Below are 16,946 nucleotides of genomic sequence, written 5' to 3'. Positions count from 1 at the left end.
TATATGAAGTGATTTCAGAAGAGCTCATGGGGCAAGTGTTATTAAAGAGGAAATATTAATAGTTCTTGGCTGTTTTCCGGTTCTTTTGAGTTCTGTATTTTATGATGGTAGTTTTTTCAATACAGTTTTGCACGGCCGTTATTTGGTTTTCTTATTGGGAGATTAGTTTGGTTTAAAATGCTCACTAATGTGAAAATATTACAGTAATATTTATGAAACAGAAGGAGTCAGGAATTTGTTTACTTTACAATTTTGCTCAGCATTATAGATTAGGAGTGTTCAAGAGAATGGAGGAAATTCTAAATTGTGATTTTTACTTTGGAAATTATTCAAATGATATCAAAAGAATTGATTATAACGAGTTGAAGAACTTTAAGGCAGAGTTAAAGAATATCAGGCTTATTAGGCCTTTTTATTTTCAGAAAGGAATCTACAAAATTTTTAATAAGTATGATAAATTTATTGTATTAGGGGAATATTATTGCTTGAGCACGTGGATTTTAGCTTTGTACTGTCGTCTCACTGATAAAAAAATATATTTTTGGACACATGGGTGGTACGGAAATGAAGGTTTAGCGAAAAGAATTATTAAAAAGTGGTTTTTTAACATTAGTAATGGGGTATTTCTGTATGGTGGTTATGCAAAATCATTAATGGTAAAACAAGGTTTTGACGAATCTAAACTTCATGTAATATATAACTCTTTAGATTATGATAGTCAGCTTAGAATCAGATATAACCTGAAATCTGTGGATCTATATAAAAATCATTTTGGAAACAGTCATAAAGTCTTGATTTTCATAGGTAGATTGACAAAAGTTAAGAAATTAGATCAATTGTTAAGAGCGGTACTTCACGCACAATATCAATATGGGCGTTATTACAATATTGTTTTTGTAGGAACTGGTCAGGAACAGGAAAACTTAAAGAGCATTACCAAAATGTTGAAATTAGAAGATAGGGTTTGGTTTTATGGAGAGACATATGACGAACATGAAATTTCTCAATTAATCTATGAGGCAGATATTTGTGTATCCCCGGGGAATGTAGGGTTAACCGCTATGCATTCTTTAGTCTATGGTACTCCTGTATTAACACATAGTGATTTTAAAACCCAAATGCCTGAATTTGAGGCAATAATTAAGGGGGAGACAGGTGATTTTTTTGAAAAAAACAATATAGTAGATTTAGCTAGTAAAATTTTAAGTTGGACAAAAAATAATCATAATAAAAGTATAGTTATGGATAATTGTTTTCGAGTAATCGATAGCTATTATAATCCAAATTATCAAGTTAAAAAGATAAAATCTATTCTTCTAAATGAAGCAGTTAGTGAGAAAAACATATAGAAATATTAGGATGTACACATTACGTAAAATGAAGGGCTTGAATAATGTAGACAAAACATTCTATATGGGAAAAAATGTAAAAGTCTCTAAGGACTTGGTGGCTGGTAAGTATTCATATATCGGAGTAAACTCAATTATTTATCCAAATGTGCATCTTGGAGATTATACTATATTAGCCAATAATGTTAGCATTATCGGAGGTGATCATAAATATACTACACCTGGTTGTCCTATAATTTTCTCAGGGAGAAGTGAAAGAAAAGAAACTAAAATTGGAAAGGATGTTTGGATTGGAGCCCATGTCAAAATTCTAACAGGAGTGTCTATAGGTGATGGTTCAATAATTGCAATGGGATCTGTTGTAACTAAAGATGTTGAGCCATTTTCTGTATATGGAGGAGTGCCAGCAAAAAAGATTAAAGACAGATTTAAAATTGATGAAGATCTTGTAATACATAAAAAAATGCTACAGGAATCTAAATCATTAAAATATGGATTTAAGGATTTGTGTAGGTGATTAGAAATATATTTTAGATTAGTTTAATGCCCATACTTATAATAATTCCTTATAGAAATGTGCTGCAAGTTAATATGTTTTAAGGGAATTTATATTCTAATTTTGTTTCAGACAATAAATATCTTTCTTATCCTATTTATATAATACCTATTGCGATTAATGTATCTGAATAGCGATTGAAATGCCTAAATCATAATTGTGAACCAAGAACACTTTTTTATTTATGAAATATTCACCCCATAAATAGAAATAGGGATATAGACTAAGTGCTGTTTTCGTTTATAGAGGTGCAAATAATGTTGACTAAAGGGAATTCTGGATCACTATGTCAAAGGTCTTGATGAATTGATAGCGTAAAAATGCATCAGTAAGGAAATTAAAACCATTGGATCTCAATTTGGTGAGGATAAGATCAAGACCTACCATCGGGCAGACCTGTTTGTATTGCCTACCTATTCTGAAAATTTTGGGATCTTGTTGGCTGAAGCACTGGCCTGTGGGGTGCCAGTCATTACGACCAAAGGTACTCCTTGGGAGGACTTGTCAATATATGGAGCAGGCTGGTGAATTAACATAGGAAAAGGCGCACTGTCTGATTGTCTTAAGGAGGTATTGGATTATGACCAAGACACTTTAAAACAAATGGGTCTCAATGGACGAGAACTTATAGAAAAAAATTTAGTATTGAATCTGTCGCTTATCAAATGGTAGAATTGTATTCTTGGATACTTTCTGGAGGTCCCAAACCTAATTTTGTACAAGTGTAAAAGTATAGTTTACTGACGCTATAAGAATAGGTGAACTTTTAGAACCCCTAAAAAATCAATATGGATATAAAAAATGTTATAGAAGGAGATTATTGTGTTGGATGTGGTGCTTGTGCTTACAAGTCAGGTGGTAGTATGCGGTTAAATAAGTATGGAGAATATTTTCCTGATTTGGCGGATGATTCCTTTAATGATAAGAATTTGGATAAAATTTGTCCGTTTCTGAAGCCTGAATTAAATGAGGATGTTTTAGCAAATCAATTTCTTGATGGAAGGGATGGGTATCTAAAAGGATTAGGATTTTACAACGCTTTATTTGCCGGGTATGTAAATGAAGGTAATTATCGGAGCAATGGTACTTCAGGAGGAATGGGAACATGGATAGGTGCCGAATTACTTAAGAATAATTTAATTGATGGCATTATCCATGTTAAGAAATTTAACCGATCAAATCAATCTGACCCTTACTATGCTTATGCCATTAGCAGGACGGTTCAAGAAAATCTTGAAGGAGCGAAGACAAAATATCATGTAGTAGAAATTTCTAATATATTAAATGAAGTTAGAAAGTACCCCGGCCGCTATTTATTTATTGGAGTTCCCTGTTTAGTAAAAGCCATTCGTAGAATTCAAACTACTGATGGTGTAATTAAAGAAAGAATAGCTTTTACAATATCATTGGTTTGCGGACACTTTAAGAGCGTAAACTGGACGAAATCCCTAGCTTGGGGAGCGGGTGTAAACCCTCAGGAGTTGAATACCTTTCAATACAGGACTAAAGAAGAGGGTATAGCAGCCAGGAAATATGTGTTTAGGGCCTTTAAGAAGAATAGTTATGTTCAGAAGGATGCTGCCCAAGTGGTAGGAGGCAAGTTTAACCAAGGGGCGATGATGCTAAATGCTTGTAACTTCTGTGATGATGTAGTGGGAGAGACTGCGGATATGACCATTGGCGATGCTTGGTTGCCTCGTTTTGAATCAGATGATAACGGAACGAATTTGATAATTATCAGAAATCAAGAATTAAGGAGAATTATAACCAAAGCCATAAATGAGGAGCGGCTGAAACTTATCGCTATTTCTGAAAAGGAAGCTTACCAATCACAATCTGGAGGTTTTCGTCAAAGAGGTGAGGGGTTATCATATAGGTTAGCAAAGAAACAAAATGCAGGAGAATGGGCTCCCGAAAAACGGGTTAGCCCAGGCGAATTTAAGGTTCCTCTTATTAGGCAAATGGTGTACTCTAAAAGAATGGAGATATCTTCGATTACTAAAAAATCATTTGTAAAGGCTTTGGAGAAAGATGATTTTTCAGTCTATGCGGATACAGTGGAAAGAAAATTAAGGAATCTGAGAAAGATTGAGATAGCCAGCACATTTTTTAGGTCAGTAATTACACATGCAAAAGTGAAAGTATTAAAGAGGTTTAAGTAATAAGATAAGATATGAAAGTAGGCATAATAACCATTTTGAATGTTAATAATTATGGGGCAGAATTGCAGGCCTTTGCTTTGCAAAAAAAGATGATTTCATGGGGACATCATGCCGAAATAATCAATTATCTATATTATAAAAATCCCCGACATATCAGAACAGCAAGGTCTAAACCCTTTGTTAGGCTCTCCGCAGTACAAAAGTTCAAAGAAAAACTTTTTCCGGTAGTGGCAAATTTAAAGGCCATACCTTATTGGAATTCAAAAAAATCAAGGGATCGTAAATTTTCGGCTTTTCATCATGAAAACACCCGTATGTCCATGGAATATCAGAGCATGGATGATTTGTATAGAAATAAAACATGGGACTACGATGTCTTTGTGACAGGAAGTGATCAAGTATGGAATCCGAATTCCGGATCCAATATTGAGCCTTACTTTTTGACTTTCGCTCCTAAAAAGGCAAAAAAAATCGCTTATGCCTCCAGTTTTGGAGTGGACAGTATACCGTCTGAATATCACGGGGTATACAAGGACTATTTAAATGAATTTGATAAACTGGCCGTAAGGGAAGAGTCTGGTGTGGAATTGATCAAAAAGATAGCCAGTAGGGATGTCAACTGGGTACTTGATCCTACTTTCCTACTAAATAAAACGGAATGGGCAAAGTTGGCCGCAAACCCAAATATAGAGGGCAGCTATTTATTGATATATGCCCTCACTGATTCGGATTATATTAAGGAGCTAGCCAAAAATATCGCCACGAAACGTGGCATGAAGATAGTTAGATTATGTAAAAATGCTTCAAAAGAAGATAATGACCCATCCATTATTAATATAATAGATGCAGGCCCCAAAGAGTTTTTGGGATTATTCCTCAATGCATCTTTTGTGTTGACCACCTCATTTCATGGAGTATGCTTTTCCCTTAATTTCAATATTCCTTTTTATTCTATTTTGAAAAAAGAAAAGACCAATAATAGTAGGCAATTGAATTTGCTCGCTTACTTAGGGTTAAGTAACAGGGTTTTGTTTGTCAATGATGATGTACCGGAAGAGGTGGAGACAGGCATAAATTTCAATGTGGTAAATGAAAAATTAAAAGAGAAAATCGAGTCGTCAGAGAATTACCTAAGCCAATCCTTAGCAGATGTCGGATTATCAGAAGTATCAAAATAGATTAAGTACAAGAAATAAAGTAGGGAGATTATTGTGGAATATGGTCTGGATGCTCCTTTTTAGACCTTTTAGTCTTCCTGTTTTCAATTCATATAGAATTTTTTTGTTGCGTTTGTTTGGAGCGCAAATAGGCAAAGGATGTAAAATCAATGCCAGGGTCAAGTTTTGGGCTCCATGGAATTTGAAAATGGGAGATTTGGTGGCCATTGGTTTTGATGCGTTCATTTATAATCCCGGGAAAATATCCCTAGGGTCAAAGATTACCATTTCCCAAAGAGCACATCTTTGTAGTGCCTCCCATGACATATCCAAATCCGCAAATCCGTTGATAACTAAACCAATTCAAGTTCATGACAGGGCCTGGGTAGCTGCGGATGCATTTATAGGGCCTGGAGTAACTGTCGGTGAAGGTGCTGTCGTTGGGGCCAGGGCTGCGGTATTTAAGGATGTAGCACCTTGGACGGTAGCTGGGGGTAATCCTGCGCAATTTATCAAGAAAAGAGAGTTAAGGGATTAAGTTTGTTTTTTTTGAACAATTGAGGTAATATAATATCTTTTTGAAATTTAAATGAAGTCAAGATTAATTATTGGATTTATTGTTATTCTAGTTGGGGTAGAATTACTGTTAAGATATGGTTTAGGTTTTTGTGACACAGTGTTGATGCAGCCTGATCCAGAATTTGAATATATTGCTAAGCCAAATCAAGATAGGAATCGATTTAGAAAACATATAGTTTACAATTCATTTTCCCAGAGAGGTGCAGAACCAGATTCCTCAAGTGTAAAGTTTATAGGGTTTGGGGATTCGGTATTGAATGGAGGTGTTTTGACTGATGAGGATGAGTTGGGGTCAAATATTCTTTCTGAAAAATTGACAGCTTATTTTAAGCAACCTGTTCAATTTTTAAATGTTAGCGCAGGTAGTTGGGGGCCGGATAATTGTTATGCGTATTTGGAAAAGTTTGGTGATTTCGGGGCTGATGTGTTTATCCTATTCGTAAGTTCTCATGATGCATTTGATAATATGAATCATAAGCCCATTGTCGACAAACATCCAAGTTTTCCGAGTCAACAGTATTCTTTGGCTGTTGTTGAACTATTAGATAGATATCTTATCCCTGAAATAGAAAATTATTTTAGCCCAAAGGAAAAGGATGAAAGAACTGAAAGTCTAGGTATCAATAAAAAGAATGAAGAAAGCTATTTTAATATTGGATTTAAACAGTTTAATAGCTATTGTAAGGATAAAGAGATATCATTAATTATATATCTACATGCTGAAAAGAGTGAATTAATAAATGGAGAGTATAATGAACAAGGTCAATTAATTATTGATTTTGCTTCGAAAAATAAACTACCTCTAATTAAGGATTTGGAAAATGGACTGACCCTAGAGGATTTTAGAGATGACATACATATTAATGCTGATGGTCAAAAGAAAATGGCCGAAATAGTATTTAGTTATTTAATAAAGAATCAATATCATAAAGTTGGATTGACACTTATTGATCAAGAGGATGAGAATTAAGCTTTAACTATTAGTATTTTCCCCATCAAAGACGAGGGAAGGCTTAGGAATTTTAAGTGATGGGTATGCTTAATATATTATCCTTACTTAGTAAAAATGAATCTGAACTTTTATAATTGTTTTAAAAGCTTTTTCCTAGGCGGGGTAACTCCTCGATATGACAAGATTAGGATAGGACTTTATCCATAATCAGCTGACGGTGTGTTTGAATAAGCCTAATTTAACCGTTATCCAATTTTAGGAGATGTCAGTAACTGTCGGTGAAGGTGCAGTCGTCGGAGCCAGGGCTGCGGTATTTAAGGATGTAGCACCTTGGACGGTAGTGGGGGGCAATCCTGCCAAGTTTTTAAAGATAAGGGAGTTAAAAGAGTAAAGGGAATTATCTGCGCCATTAATGAAGCCTAGTATTACCACCATCATCCTGACCTATAATGAAGCTGCGCATATCGAGCGTTGTATTGCTAATGTATGGGCGGTTTCAGCCAAAGTGATTGTTGTGGACAGCCATTCCACGGACGGTACCGTGGCCATTGCGGAGCAATCCGGAGCACAGGTGGTACAACATGTTTGGCCGGGAAACCAGGCCGCCCAATTCAACTGGGCACTGGATAATCTTCCTATTCAAACCCAATGGGTACTTCGGTTGGATGCGGATGAGTACCTTCTTCCGGAACTACGGCAAGAAATCGGCTCCCTATTGCCCGGGATAGATGCTTCAGTAAATGGCATCATTTTTAAAAGACGTCATATTTTCCTTGGAAAATGGGTCAAAAAAGGCACCTATCCGGTCAACCTTTTGCGCCTGTTCCGCTATGGAAAAGCCGTCTGTGAGCAGCGCTGGATGGATGAACATATACAGCTACTCGAAGGAAAAACGATCACCGCCCAGCATGATTTTGTAGATCATAATCTACACAGTATAGGCTGGTGGACCAGCAAACATAATGGCTATGCCATCCGGGAGGCCGTCGAGCTTTTGGATGTTGAATTCCATTTGCTCGAGCAGTCCAAGGTACCCGGACAGCTCGGAGAGCAAGCAGTGGCCAAGCGGAAGCGGAAATTGCAGTACGTCAAGCAGCCGCTGTTTTGGAGATCCTTTGCCTATTTTATCTATCGCTATCTCCTGAAAGGAGGGTTTACCGAGGGAAAAGAAGGTTTTCTGTGGCATTTCCTGCAGGGCTGGTGGTACCGTACCCTGGTGGACGCCAAGATCTATGAGATCAAAAAAGCCTGCGGAAGGGACAAGGAGAAGATCATGGATTATATCTATCAGGCATACGGCATAGACCTCCGTCCAGCCAAAGTAGAAGAAAAGTTGGAGCAGGACTCCGGCACCTCCAAGAAATTGATCAAAGGAAAGGCCATGAAGTATTAGCCAGCGTTGATTGAAATACGCTTAAACATACCCTCCGGCGCCATTTTGAAAAATAACCTTTTCAAAATATATGAGCGCTGAATAATGGGTGTCTAGCAGCAATTTTTGGTCAAGATGAGGAGGTGTAAAAGGATTAAGGATTGAACAAAAGACTGGCCATCTTCTTTTGATATGTAGATAATGACCTGGTTTTGGTGGACAAAAATATTTACGGCCATGCTGAGCCCATTGCTGTGGTCAATAGCTATTTTAACAGTAGGACTGAGGGTCCGGAAAAAGTCCACATGGCCAATAGTCTTGGCAGGACTGATCTTATGCGTTTTTAGCAACCCTTGGCTTTTCATACAGGTCGAAAGCCATTGGTCAGCCAAGTTGGATACATCGGAATGGGGCATGCCGGCCACCCAGGGAAAGCCCATTGTGCTGTTGGGAGGAATGACGGCCATTGATCCAGACGGAAATTTGGTGTTCCAAAGATCTTCAGACAGATTATGGCAGGCACTGGAGGGATATGATCCGGAGGAGGGGCCGGTATTGCTCATCAGTGGTGGTGCGGCGGATGGCCCTGGGGAAGCGGGCCTCATCCGAGACTACCTGACCAGACGGGGATGGGAGGGCAATTGCCTCTTTACTGAAACCACCTCCACGACTACTTATGAAAATGCACTCTTCAGCAGAGCACTTTTTGAAGTGCAGGGTTGGTCCAAAGATATTGTATTGCTCAGCTCGGGCTTTCACCTGCCCAGGGCAATACGTTGTTTCGAAAAGCAGGGCTTTCAAGTGACTCCCATTGCGACAGACCCCCTGTATTTTAAGGGAAGCCGCCCAATGGTAATGAAATGGCTTCCTGATGCGGAGGTGGTTATGGGTTGGCATGCCTTATTAAAGGAATGGGCGGGGCTGGCTATATACCAAGTCAGGGGATATCTCTAATTCTTTCTTCTTGAGGAAAAATTGCATCTCAATGTTTTAATAGCTGTTTCCTAATTGGCTTAGAGCCTTGATAAATCAAGTTTTCGATAGAATTTAAGCCATCACCAGTTGAGGGGGGCTTTGCTGATCAAGGCCGATTAAACAGTTTTCCGGATAGCCCTGTCTCTGACCTGTTATAGTAGTTAAACAGGCAGCAGGAAAAATCTTCACTTTTTTACTTCATGGAGATCATTAAGCTTATATGAGGACATGGCGATGATAGAGATGATCTTGCAGCAGAAGAAGACTTAAGCACCTATTATTTAAATACACATCCACAGTTTTTTACCATTTAATAACCCGAAGGATTATGAAAGTATCTATCATTACCGCCTGTTACAATGCAGGGAGTACGCTAGGGAACACCATTGAAAGTGTGGCCGCGCAGGATTATCCTGATATTGAATATATCATCGTGGACGGTGGCTCCCAAGACAATAGTTTGGACATTATCAAGTCCCACGAGGATAAGATTGATCACTGGATTTCCGAACCGGATGAAGGCCTCTATGATGCGATGAACAAGGGAATCAAGATGGCGACCGGTGATGTGGTAGGAATTATCAATGCGGATGATTTTTATCACCGTACGGATGCCGTCAGCAAGATTGTAGAGGGCTTTTCCTCCACTGATGTGCAGGCCGTTTTTGCGGATATCCGGTTTGTAAGTCCAGAAAATCTGGAAAAGACCGTACGGTACTATTCTTCCAAGGACTTTCAGGTAAGCTCCTTTAAAAGAGGCATCATGCCGGCACACCCGACTTTCTTTACTTTCAGGGAAAATTTCGAGAAATACGGGTATTATATGAAAGACTTCCGTATTGCGGCTGATTTTGAGTTGTTGCTTCGGTTTCTGTATAGGCATCAACTGTCTTTTAAATATATCCCTATTGATTTGATGAAAATGAGGACAGGAGGATTGAGCACCCAATACCTGAGGAACAATATTCGAATAAACCGAGAGGATATGAGGGCATGTAGAATGAATGGCTTAAGTACCAATTACATTAATTTATACTCCAGGTATTTTAAGAAAGTATGGGAATTTTTGCCCTCAATATGGTGATGGGTTTTGATTTACCAGCCCTAGGCCTTTATTGAAATAAAAAGGCGTTTATTGTAAATAAACGGTTATAATTACCGGATAATTATACCGTATTTTGTTATGTGACTAAGCTGCTTGAGTAGACTTAATAGACGAATAGTGAAAAATGCTTTGGTTGATTACAGCAATATTTTGTACAAGCCCAAATAACCGATTTTATTCTTATTAAAAAGAATCACTTCAATAATTAATCTTTATCATTATGAAAAAAATTACACCGACTTTTCCGTTTCCTGTCATCAGGTACCTAGGAATGGTAATGGCTATTTTTATGTTGGCCAATTGTGGTACCAAGGATTTGGAGTTCATGGAACCCTATGAATTTGTCAATGACGACTTTGATGAAGTGGAGGATTTGGATCCGGTAGAAGACCCCGATCCGGAAATAGAAGAGCCTGAAACCGGCCAAGTTAACAATTCCGACCAAACGGAGGAGATTCTTACTAATATTTTGAATGCTGAGAAAGAGGAAGATATCCAGCCCGAAACCCAAGAGGCACTGACCACGATCAATACGGTATCTTCTACTGCCCCAGCATCGGTAAAAGAAAAAGCTGCTGCTATAGATGAAGCAACAGTGGACAAGATTTTGGACGTGGAGACTGAGTTGGATGAGGACCTCGAGGAAGTATCCGGTCAATTGGACCAATTATCTGATGAAATTAAAGCTCTTTTACCGGTTATTGATTTTTCGGTTGATACTGAGTCCAATCCAGACGACCGGATTTTGCAAGGGCTTAAGCAGGTGGACATGGATTTGGAAGCATCCATGCGTACAATGGCGGTAGTAGGTCCATGTGCAGAAGCAGCAGAATCCGCGTATAATGAGTTGATGAGCTCCCTTACCGCACAGCGAGAGGATAATCTGGAAACCATTGAGGCTAATTATCAACGGAGGCTAGCGGAGGCGGATACAAGGTATAATAGTAGGCTGACTGCCCAGGTGGATAAATACCAGGAGAACCTTGCGCAGATAAGATCGGTGACGACTAGTTTGATTCAAGCTGCTGTCCAACTGGACTTGCTGGGCTTGTCATCACTGGCTGAAGAAACCCGGTTTTTGGCCTTGTATTATGCGCTGTATGCACGTTTTGAATTGGAAAGGTGGAATAATCAGGCTTTAAATCTATTGGCCAGTAGAAGGGATGTGGAAAAGGCAACAGCACTTGACATCAAGGAAAGCAGGGAAGCAGAGGTAAACAACGCATTCACTGACCGCGCGGAATCAGCTTCGGGCATATACGAAGGAGCTGTTAACAATTGTCACAACCAAGGATCAGGAAATTAAAAGCAAACCACCCATGAAAAATATAAAATTAAAATTTTTATCGGCCTTTGCACTTATGCTACTCGTGATGACAGTGGCAGAGGCCCAAGTAAAGTTCAATAGTATCCAGGCAGGCATGTCCTTGTGGCAAAGAAGCTACGCTGGAGCAGACGAAAGAGCCTTGTTAAGAAATTATCCCGGTGAGGGGGATTTTACTATAGGTAAGGTAATGCCCACCTTGGGAGCAGAGATAGGCTTGTCGGACCATTTTGCGGTGGATGGACGAATTGGGTTATGGAACGGTAAATTTATAGGGGAAGATAATCTTGTCAGTGGATTGGTAATTAGGGAAGAAATAGAACAAACGGTTATTCCATTGTCCTTAGGGCTGAATTATTATTATAATGATCTGGTTATGGACAAACTAAATGCTTTTGCGGGCGTAGGGGTCAACCGGTATTTTATTCAAAACAAAGTCAATCGCTATGTTTCTGAAGGAGACGGTACCGTTCTTCCGGAAAAATATAGCGGTAATAATTATGGGATACACTTCAAATTGGGTGTAGAATATCTGTTGGATGCCAAATTGGGTATTGGACTTGAAGGACGTTATAATACGGGGGCTTACAGCCAGTCCTATACACCTGAAGTGGGTGGAGCTGGCATAAAACAGGATATAAGTCTTCGTGGCATGGAAATAGGTTTGACCCTTAGGTATAAATTTGGTACTTCAAATGGTGCTATTAAATCAGATAAAGGTTCGGAAGGGACTTCTGATGAACAATAATGATTGGTAAGATAAATCCACTATCAATTCTGCTGGCTTTTCTGATGGTAGTTTCCTGTCAAACAATTACCACAGTTCCGGTTTATGCCCAGATGAATTTTCTGGGTAAGCCAGGGTTAATGACAATTCCCTCGGCGGAATGGATTATAGAAAGGCCTTTAGGCCTTTCTTTTTCATATATACCCAAAGAGTATTCAAAATCCATTAATCCCGGTGCCAATACAGCAAGGGGTGACAATACATTGAATTTTTATAGTGTTCGTGCTGGACTTACTGATTTTTTAGAAGTCAATTTTAGTTTGACTTACAGACCCCGGATCAAAGAAGATATCGGTATAGGAGACCGTCAGGTCGACTTTAGGTTTAAGTTGCTCCAAGAAAGCAAGTGGCGGCCCCAAATTGTATTGGGAGTTACCCCACCCGGTTCTGTGGCACCATTTATGGCGCAGGATTACCTCGTGATGACCAAGAATCTACGTAGTAAACATGATCTTTCCTACCAGGTGATTTTAGGCTATGGTTCTCCTTTCTATATTAAAAAAAATCGTCAAAAAGAGGGTTTTTTAAATCAGTTGGAATTGGCAAGGAAACGGGATTTCTACAATGCCCAATACCTGACCGGTTTTTTTTACGGGGGAAGAGTTGCCTATAAAAATTGGGGAGGTGCAATGGTAGAGTACAATACCAATACCTGGAATTTTGGAGGCTATGTAAATATTGGGAATACCTGGCATTTTCAAGTTTATTCATTTGAAGGGAATCACTTGGCATTTGGAGCTGCGGCAGCATTTAAATTGGATGGTAAGCCAAAAGAATTGAGGGCCTATGATTAATTGGATGAAAATTGGGCTACTTGGTCTGTTCCTACTGGTCGTGACGGGTACAGTAAGTGGACAGGAGGAAATAAAACCGCTAAGAAATAAGGGCTTTGAAGTCGTTGATATATTGCAATCAAAAGATACTACCTTAATAGCCTTTGAACACCGTTATTTTCGAAATCCTGCACATAGCATTGAATATGCCAAACGTATTTTGGAGAGGATCCATCCGGTAAAAGGAAATATCCAGTGGGTTCTTTTGCATAGAAACAGGGTGATGGGGGTTTATGACCATTTGACCTATAGTAAAAGCAAAGGGACCAACTTGGTTTCGAAAATAAAGTTTAGCCAAAGTGATTTGGCTACAGCCTATCAGTTTCAGTTTAGGCTCCACCCCACAGTAGAAGCTAGGTTTGGCAGGTATGATAGGCCTCTGGAGACTAAACTGGGCCTGATATTGGATACAAGGGTATTTCTCTTGCGTGGTTTGAGCGTACAGTCAGGGATATGGTTTCCGGTTCAAAATTCATTGGATACCCAAGAGCAAGAAATCAGAATGGCACCTAGCCAATTGAACTATTTTTGGTCAAAGGAAAGCGAGCACTTTGTCGACATCACCTTGGGGACTTTTTATGGTGAACGATATGGTTTGGACCTAGAATATCGGTGGGCCCCCTTAAACCAGGCATTATCCTTTGGTTTTCAGGGTGCATTTACCGGATATTATAATTTGTACGCACATTCTTTTTATTCCACTTCATTGGACGATTTATTGTTGCTCGGTGATATTGAATATTTTACTCCCATTGAGAATGTCAGTCTAAAAATAACCGCTGGACAATTTCTATTTGAATCCAAAGGGGCAAGGTTGGATGTAATTCGACAGTTTGGGATGGTCGATATCGGGCTGTTTGGAGCCCATTCCAATAGAGGGCAAACTTTTGGATTTCAGTTGGCCTGTTCCCTGTTCCCGGGTAAAATCTTAAGTGGAAAAAAATGGGCAGTGCGCAGTTCAGAATCATTTAGATGGCAATATTCCTATAATAATGTTGATCCGGTAGCACTAAACTTCAGAAAAGGACATGAGCGTTTGGCAGATGTGGTCAGGCAATATCGAGGTAGATTTATGGAAAACCAAAGCCATTAGGAGGTTGGTGTGAAGGATCGTTTGTCAATGCTTTTCTCAGCGGCACTCTTTTAGGATTGATCAGCAAACGGGATCCCTAAGTAAATGGCAGAGATGTCGAGGAAGACCCTGGGTGCTTCTTGTGTGTACAGCAATGTCACCAGATGGATCCAGGGTCTTTTTTTGCTGGGTTTCCGTAGTACCTGTTTTTGCTGAATACTGCTTTTAGTACGTTTTATATACTGTTTATGACACTTAATTTTTATTAAGAGGAAATATGTTTTTAGGTAACTAACTTTACAATATCCAAAGGTACTATCATACTAAATCAACTATTTTTATGAAGGATTATAATTTCATCCTGTTTTTTTTGACATTGGTCATTCCATATATAATAGGACTTTTGTCATTTCCTCCTTTGATAAAAATGATCATCAATAAAAATTTGGTGGATGCCCCCGGAGGGAGGAAAGTTCACCAAAACGTTACACCTTCCATGGGAGGGATTGGCATTTTGCTGGGCTTTATGACCGTGCTTGGCTTCTGTTTTTTTCTCTCCGATTGGGAACATATCTTCTTAATTGTCATCGGCACCTTGATGATGGGTTTGTTGGGCTTTTTCGATGATTGGAAGAATATCAGTGCCCTAAAAAAATTAATAGGGCAGCTTGTTATCATTGTGACCTTGATTTGGGCCACCGATATTAGGTTTCAAGGCTTATATGGTTTTTTTGGCATCCATGACCTGCCGTTAGGTTGGAGTTATTTTATTACAGTATTTGTGATTGTGGGCCTGACAAATGCTTTTAATCTGATCGATGGTTTGGACGGATTGGCCGGATCGCTCAGTTTGATATCTTTCTTTCTATTGGGAGTTTGGTTTTATTTATCAGGACATGAGGCTTATACATTGCTTTGTCTTTCCATGGTAGGGGCTACCTCTGCCTTTTTATGGTTCAATTGGCATCCGGCAAAAATTTTCATGGGGGATACCGGGTCATTGTCTGTAGGCTTCCTTTTATCTGTGTTTACCGTTTTGTTTATTGATCTCAATGGTTATGAAATGAACGACCACAATCCCTTCAGATTTAACGCGCCCATAGCAGCGGGATTGACGCTCATGATTATTCCATGTTGTGATACCATGAGGGTGTTTGTCAGGAGGATCAGGAGAGGCAAGTCCCCATTTACCGCGGATAAGTCGCACATCCATCATTTTTTGCTCAGAATGGGATATGGTCACGATAAAGTTACACTCATTTTGTGCACAGTTAAGATTCTTTTAATTGGGTTGGCAACTATCGGCTATCGTCTGTCTGACAATTTTCTCATCCCCCTTTTGGTTTTTACTGTGATCGGTTTGGGTACCTATTTGGATAGGGTAACCCTTAGAAGGATCAAAAGGAAATTCTATGACCAAAATCCTGTCGAAAATCAAGATGAGCAAAAAGCCCTGTCTACATAAGAGTATAGCATTGCATTTTAGTCATCTGAGCAGTTACAGGTAAATATTTTAATCTGAATTTGGTATACTTTAAAATTGAATGAATTTTCAGGATTTATACAGTATTATTATTTTATCTATTCTTATTTATAATTCACTTTGGCTTATTTTTAAAAAAAGTGAAAGATATGCCAACAACCCTTTGTTGGGGATATCCCTTTTTATATTTGGCTTATTTCTTATCATTTATTTTTTGTGGTACCGAACGGGGATAATTCTCAAGTACCCCCATCTAATGCGGGCAATGAGCCCGCTCATGTACCTTTCAGGACCGCTGTTTTATTTTTATATCCGAAACTCTGTGAGGAAAGCCAGAGGAGTGAAAAAGTGGGATTATCTTCATTTTTTCCCGGCAATTATTCATTTATTGGATCTTTTACCCTTTTATGGGATGGGGTATGAGGAAAAGCAGAAAATAGCACAGGCCATTTTTGAACATAACAAGTTATTGTTTTTTATTGGGGGCGGGATAATTCCGATTTCTCTTCATTATGTTTTTAGACTTATTATTTATTTCGTCTATTATGTGCTGGCTTTTAGGTTAATTAAATACTACAACAAAAAAAGTGGACTGCCCCTTAAGAAAAATTGGTTGTTTGTGTCCTTTTTGCTTACAGGCTGCGTCTTGGTCGGATATACTATATTTACCTATGGTCAAATGCTAAATTTGGCTTTTGAAAAAGATTACATTCTTTTTGCCGGAGCTGGAATTTGCCTGTTGGGCGTATTGACCTTGTGCGTATATGTTAATTTTTATATGGAGACAGTTTTTGGTATTCCCTTTAGCTCTTCCCAAAATACTTCCAAGAGTTCCCATTTAAAATTTAAGGGTACACAGACTAACTATGAATGGGAGGAAGAAAAAGTTGATAAGGTGCTGGTCGCTTTGCAAACGGAAATGAAAGCGGAAATCTATCTTGACAATGGATTGTCATTGCAGCGTTTTGCGAAGAAACTTAGCGTTTCAGAAAGATTGTTGAGTTATACCATTAATCATACTTATGGTGAAGGGTTCGTTGAATTTATCAACAAACAACGAATAGAGTTTGCTAAGAAAAAGATCGAGGAAGGTGTTTTAGAAAATCAAACAATTGAGCAGTTAGCAAATTTATGTGGTTTTAATTCAAGAATTACTTTTTTCAAAGCTTTTAAGAAATTTACAGGTACAAGTCCTACTCAGTTCCATGAGCAGAATGATCATGTTTAATCCTGAATTGCA

16 protein-coding genes and 1 pseudogene are annotated in these 16,946 nt (G+C 38.7%); all 17 read left to right on the top strand.

The annotated features are described in order from the left end of the window. Positions 1 to 212: 212 nt before the first annotated feature. On the top strand, positions 213 to 1,349 hold the full coding sequence (locus tag KZP23_RS02830) for a glycosyltransferase family 4 protein (RefSeq protein ID WP_226334618.1): 1,137 nt from the start codon (positions 213 to 215) through the stop codon (positions 1,347 to 1,349). Next, a complete protein-coding gene (locus tag KZP23_RS02825) occupies positions 1,321 to 1,866 on the top strand; it encodes an acyltransferase (protein ID WP_226334617.1) in 546 nt (181 codons plus the stop codon). The genes KZP23_RS02830 and KZP23_RS02825 overlap by 29 nt, the downstream gene beginning before the upstream one ends. Before the next feature lie 363 nt (positions 1,867 to 2,229). Next, a complete protein-coding gene (locus KZP23_RS02820) occupies positions 2,230 to 2,433 on the top strand; it encodes a glycosyltransferase (RefSeq protein ID WP_226336469.1) in 204 nt (67 codons plus the stop codon). 260 nt (positions 2,434 to 2,693) lie between these two features. Further along, positions 2,694 to 4,067, top strand: a complete 1,374-nt coding sequence (locus KZP23_RS02815) for a Coenzyme F420 hydrogenase/dehydrogenase, beta subunit C-terminal domain (protein WP_226334616.1) — start codon at positions 2,694 to 2,696, stop codon at positions 4,065 to 4,067. An 11-nt stretch (positions 4,068 to 4,078) separates the two neighbouring features. Continuing rightward, positions 4,079 to 5,245 carry a polysaccharide pyruvyl transferase family protein gene (locus KZP23_RS02810; RefSeq protein WP_226334615.1) on the top strand — a complete coding sequence of 389 codons (1,167 nt, stop codon included), beginning with the start codon at positions 4,079 to 4,081 and terminating at the stop codon, positions 5,243 to 5,245. Then, on the top strand, positions 5,217 to 5,762 hold the full coding sequence (locus tag KZP23_RS02805) for an LbetaH domain-containing protein (RefSeq protein ID WP_226334614.1): 546 nt from the start codon (positions 5,217 to 5,219) through the stop codon (positions 5,760 to 5,762). The genes KZP23_RS02810 and KZP23_RS02805 overlap by 29 nt, the downstream gene beginning before the upstream one ends. Positions 5,763 to 5,813: 51 nt before the next feature. Continuing rightward, complete coding sequence (locus KZP23_RS02800; RefSeq protein WP_226334613.1) at positions 5,814 to 6,773, top strand: SGNH/GDSL hydrolase family protein; 960 nt, start codon at positions 5,814 to 5,816, stop codon at positions 6,771 to 6,773. Between the two features lie 250 nt (positions 6,774 to 7,023). Next, positions 7,024 to 7,146: pseudogene (locus KZP23_RS23020) on the top strand (putative colanic acid biosynthesis acetyltransferase); the annotation flags it as partial. A gap of 21 nt (positions 7,147 to 7,167) precedes the next feature. After that, the gene (locus KZP23_RS02795) at positions 7,168 to 8,148 is read left to right on the top strand and encodes a glycosyltransferase family 2 protein (protein ID WP_226334612.1); all 981 of its coding nucleotides are present in this window, start codon (positions 7,168 to 7,170) and stop codon (positions 8,146 to 8,148) included. A gap of 180 nt (positions 8,149 to 8,328) precedes the next feature. Then, complete coding sequence (locus tag KZP23_RS02790; RefSeq protein WP_226334611.1) at positions 8,329 to 9,081, top strand: YdcF family protein; 753 nt, start codon at positions 8,329 to 8,331, stop codon at positions 9,079 to 9,081. Between the two features lie 349 nt (positions 9,082 to 9,430). Continuing rightward, on the top strand, positions 9,431 to 10,186 hold the full coding sequence (locus KZP23_RS02785; protein ID WP_226334610.1) for a glycosyltransferase family 2 protein: 756 nt from the start codon (positions 9,431 to 9,433) through the stop codon (positions 10,184 to 10,186). Between the two features lie 241 nt (positions 10,187 to 10,427). Further along, on the top strand, positions 10,428 to 11,513 hold the full coding sequence (locus KZP23_RS02780) for a hypothetical protein (RefSeq protein WP_226334609.1): 1,086 nt from the start codon (positions 10,428 to 10,430) through the stop codon (positions 11,511 to 11,513). 13 nt (positions 11,514 to 11,526) lie between these two features. Further along, positions 11,527 to 12,279: an outer membrane beta-barrel protein gene (locus tag KZP23_RS02775; protein WP_226334608.1), complete on the top strand. Its 753-nt coding sequence runs from the start codon at positions 11,527 to 11,529 to the stop codon at positions 12,277 to 12,279. Next, positions 12,279 to 13,112: a YjbH domain-containing protein gene (locus tag KZP23_RS02770; RefSeq protein ID WP_226334607.1), complete on the top strand. Its 834-nt coding sequence runs from the start codon at positions 12,279 to 12,281 to the stop codon at positions 13,110 to 13,112. Before KZP23_RS02775 ends, KZP23_RS02770 begins: the two co-directional genes overlap by 1 nt. Then, complete coding sequence (locus tag KZP23_RS02765; protein ID WP_226334606.1) at positions 13,105 to 14,244, top strand: YjbH domain-containing protein; 1,140 nt, start codon at positions 13,105 to 13,107, stop codon at positions 14,242 to 14,244. Before KZP23_RS02770 ends, KZP23_RS02765 begins: the two co-directional genes overlap by 8 nt. A gap of 319 nt (positions 14,245 to 14,563) precedes the next feature. After that, the gene (locus KZP23_RS02760; protein ID WP_226334605.1) at positions 14,564 to 15,688 is read left to right on the top strand and encodes a glycosyltransferase family 4 protein; all 1,125 of its coding nucleotides are present in this window, start codon (positions 14,564 to 14,566) and stop codon (positions 15,686 to 15,688) included. 340 nt (positions 15,689 to 16,028) lie between these two features. Then, positions 16,029 to 16,934, top strand: a complete 906-nt coding sequence (locus KZP23_RS02755; RefSeq protein ID WP_226334604.1) for a helix-turn-helix domain-containing protein — start codon at positions 16,029 to 16,031, stop codon at positions 16,932 to 16,934. Positions 16,935 to 16,946: the final 12 nt, after the last annotated feature.

The sequence above is a fragment of the Echinicola marina genome (genome assembly GCF_020463795.1).
Taxonomy (GTDB): Bacteria; Bacteroidota; Bacteroidia; order Cytophagales; family Cyclobacteriaceae; genus Echinicola; species Echinicola marina.
Note: the sequence above shows the minus strand (reverse complement) of the source record. Positions and strands in the feature narration are given on the sequence as shown.

Excerpts from the sequence above, each read along its gene's own strand:
- KZP23_RS02775 (WP_226334608.1), top strand. The coding sequence starts at position 11,527 with ATGAAAAATATAAAATTAAAATTTTTATCGGCCTTTGCACTTATGCTA.
- KZP23_RS02785 (WP_226334610.1), top strand. The coding sequence starts at position 9,431 with ATGAAAGTATCTATCATTACCGCCTGTTACAATGCAGGGAGTACGCTA.
- KZP23_RS02800 (WP_226334613.1), top strand. The coding sequence starts at position 5,814 with ATGAAGTCAAGATTAATTATTGGATTTATTGTTATTCTAGTTGGGGTA.
- KZP23_RS02770 (WP_226334607.1), top strand. The coding sequence starts at position 12,279 with ATGATTGGTAAGATAAATCCACTATCAATTCTGCTGGCTTTTCTGATG.
- KZP23_RS02805 (WP_226334614.1), top strand. The coding sequence starts at position 5,217 with ATGTCGGATTATCAGAAGTATCAAAATAGATTAAGTACAAGAAATAAA.
- KZP23_RS02825 (WP_226334617.1), top strand. The coding sequence starts at position 1,321 with ATGAAGCAGTTAGTGAGAAAAACATATAGAAATATTAGGATGTACACA.
- KZP23_RS02790 (WP_226334611.1), top strand. The coding sequence starts at position 8,329 with ATGACCTGGTTTTGGTGGACAAAAATATTTACGGCCATGCTGAGCCCA.
- KZP23_RS02830 (WP_226334618.1), top strand. The coding sequence starts at position 213 with ATGAAACAGAAGGAGTCAGGAATTTGTTTACTTTACAATTTTGCTCAG.
- KZP23_RS02815 (WP_226334616.1), top strand. The coding sequence starts at position 2,694 with ATGGATATAAAAAATGTTATAGAAGGAGATTATTGTGTTGGATGTGGT.
- KZP23_RS02765 (WP_226334606.1), top strand. The coding sequence starts at position 13,105 with ATGATTAATTGGATGAAAATTGGGCTACTTGGTCTGTTCCTACTGGTC.
- KZP23_RS02780 (WP_226334609.1), top strand. The coding sequence starts at position 10,428 with ATGAAAAAAATTACACCGACTTTTCCGTTTCCTGTCATCAGGTACCTA.
- KZP23_RS02810 (WP_226334615.1), top strand. The coding sequence starts at position 4,079 with ATGAAAGTAGGCATAATAACCATTTTGAATGTTAATAATTATGGGGCA.
- KZP23_RS02760 (WP_226334605.1), top strand. The coding sequence starts at position 14,564 with ATGAAGGATTATAATTTCATCCTGTTTTTTTTGACATTGGTCATTCCA.
- KZP23_RS02795 (WP_226334612.1), top strand. The coding sequence starts at position 7,168 with ATGAAGCCTAGTATTACCACCATCATCCTGACCTATAATGAAGCTGCG.